Annotated in this window: 2 protein-coding genes; one reads left to right on the forward strand and one right to left on the reverse strand. The window is 74.1% G+C overall.

Translation table 11 applies throughout. The features are described 5' to 3' along the window. Window positions 1–394: helix-turn-helix domain-containing protein (locus ACOJTC_RS15040; protein WP_420117339.1), on the reverse strand; the 394-nt coding region annotated here is incomplete at its 3' end. A 348-nt stretch (window positions 395–742) separates the two neighbouring features. Here ACOJTC_RS15040 and ACOJTC_RS15045 point away from each other — a divergent pair. Beyond that, window positions 743–2035, forward strand: a complete 1293-nt coding sequence (locus ACOJTC_RS15045) for a hypothetical protein (RefSeq protein WP_420117340.1) — start codon at window positions 743–745, stop codon at window positions 2033–2035. Window positions 2036–2188 lie beyond the last annotated feature (153 nt).

The following is a 2188-nucleotide window of genomic DNA, read 5'->3' on the forward strand; positions in this document are numbered from 1 at the left end:
GGGGGGGCACCGGTCGCGGGGCGGGCGGCGCCCCGGCCCGGCTACCGGTGCCCCGGGGGCGGACGACCGCGCGACCGGCCCGGCCGGTGGACGGGTGTTCCGGGCTGGCGAGCCGGCGACGCTCCTCGACCCGGTCCCGCGCGGTGGCCAGTGCCCCCTGCTCGGCGGGGCTGGCCCCGAGCAACCGGATCAGGGTGTCGAAACGCTCCGGCGGGGGCAGGATGTTCCCGGCGAAGTACTCCCCGATCACCCCCCGCGACCAGCCGGTCTTCGCCGCGAGCTGGCGGTAGGTCAGCGGGGTCTCGCCCTGTTGCCGGGCCTCCCGGCGGCGGAGCTGCCGCAGCAGGGCGGCCAGTTCCTGAACGGTGTTTATCCCGGTGTCCAGTGGGGACATCGGGGACGCCGAACGGACTGTCCCGGCCATCGGCTGCCGAGCGCCCGAAGGGACCCGTTGGTCGGTCATACGGCCTCCACCCCCCGGCCATCCGTCGCCCCGGATTGCCGACAGGGGGAGGGTATGACCGGCGGCACAGCGTCGGGTAGGCGACCGCCGATGTATGACAGTTCCATGTCGGTCCGGTTTCGCCTGCCGCCGCCGCCCGGCGTCCGTCCCCCGTCCGTCCGGCACTGTCCGGGGGTGTCCGGTGGTGTCCAGGATGCACTGCCGGACACCACCGGCACCTGCCAATGTCCCCAGGGCGGGTCGAGGCCCGCACCACGAAACCCTGGGGAAGGGGTACGTATGTCTCGTCCACAACCGACGGTGCTGCGGTCGACCGGGCTGCTGCGTCGGGCCGCCGCCGCGGCGTTCGGCGTCACCATGCTCGTCGCGGGGGTGGCCACCGCACCGGCCACCGCCGCGCCCGCTCCCGCCGCCGGGGGCAAGGCGACCGCCGCCGGCTCGTTCATCGACAGCACGCCGGTGCCGGGCGGCTTCGCCTCCTGGAAGGAGCTGCTCGAACTCCAGCAGCGGATGAACAACGCCGCCGCCCGGATCACGAAGATCGCGCAGCGCGACGCGAAGTCCGGTTTCGCCGGTGTGATCGCCGATCCCACCGCCCGGAAGCTGCAGGTCTTCTGGAAGGGCGAGGCACCGGCCGGCCTGGTGGCGACCAGCCGGGCCACCGTGCCGACCGAGGTGCTGCCCGCCGCGTACACCCGACGGGAGTTGGACGTCGCGGCGGCCAAGCTGCGCCGCTCGGCCGGTGACAAGATCACCACGGTCGGGCCGCGGGCCGACGGCGCCGGACTCCTGGTCGGTACGCAGAGCGGCCTGCTCGGCGCGGCCAGCATGGCCGGCGTTCCGGTGACCGTGCAGACCGGGGTCTCCGCCTCCCCCGCCACCCGGTGGGACGACACCGCGCCGTGGTGGGGCGGCGGCGCGTGGCGCAACGCCACCACCGGTGGCGGCTGCTCGACCGGCTTCGGGGTCTTCCAGGGCGGGTCGGCGCGGATGCTCTCCGCCGCGCACTGCGGCAACATCAACAACGCCGCGACCGACCCGACCGGGCAGTCGATGGGCATCGTCGGCACCCGCAACGCCGGCACCGACACCCTGCTGCTGTCGGGCAGCTCAGGCGGTCGGGTCTTCAACAACAGCACCGACGCCAACGGCGCGGTGGTCAGTGAGTTCAGCAACCAGGTGATCGGCGCGCAGGCCAGCCAGGTCGGCAACTTCGTCTGCACCTCCGGGGCGTACTCCGGGACCCGATGCTCGATCAAGGTCAAGGCACGGAACCTGTGCATCAACGTGCGTGACTTCGGCACGGTCTGCGGCCAGGTCCAGGCGGAGAGCACCACCCGCACCAACGCGGTCGGCCAGGGCGACAGCGGCGGCCCGGTGGAGATCGTCAACCCGGCGAACACCCTCCAGGTCTGGGCCACCGGCACCAACACCGCCATCGACGACGGCGGCGCGGCGACCGCCTGCACCGGCTACCGGCCCACCGGCCGGGTCTGCGCGTGGCGGATGTACTACGAGGACATCATCTCCGGGATGGCGGGCGTCGGCGCCTCGGGTGTGATCCTCGGCTGACGGATCCGGTCCCCGGTGAAACGGGGGCTGGCGGAGGAGGGTGGACCGGCGCGACCCCGTGCGCCGGTCCACCCGACGGGGCGGGGGGGGCGCGGGGGCCACGCGACCGACCCGCCGGGGGCGCGGGGCGAGTGGCGGCGGGGGGGACAACCA

Source organism: Micromonospora sp. (genome assembly GCF_048594385.1).
In the GTDB taxonomy this organism is placed as follows: domain Bacteria; phylum Actinomycetota; class Actinomycetes; order Mycobacteriales; family Micromonosporaceae; genus Micromonospora; species Micromonospora wenchangensis.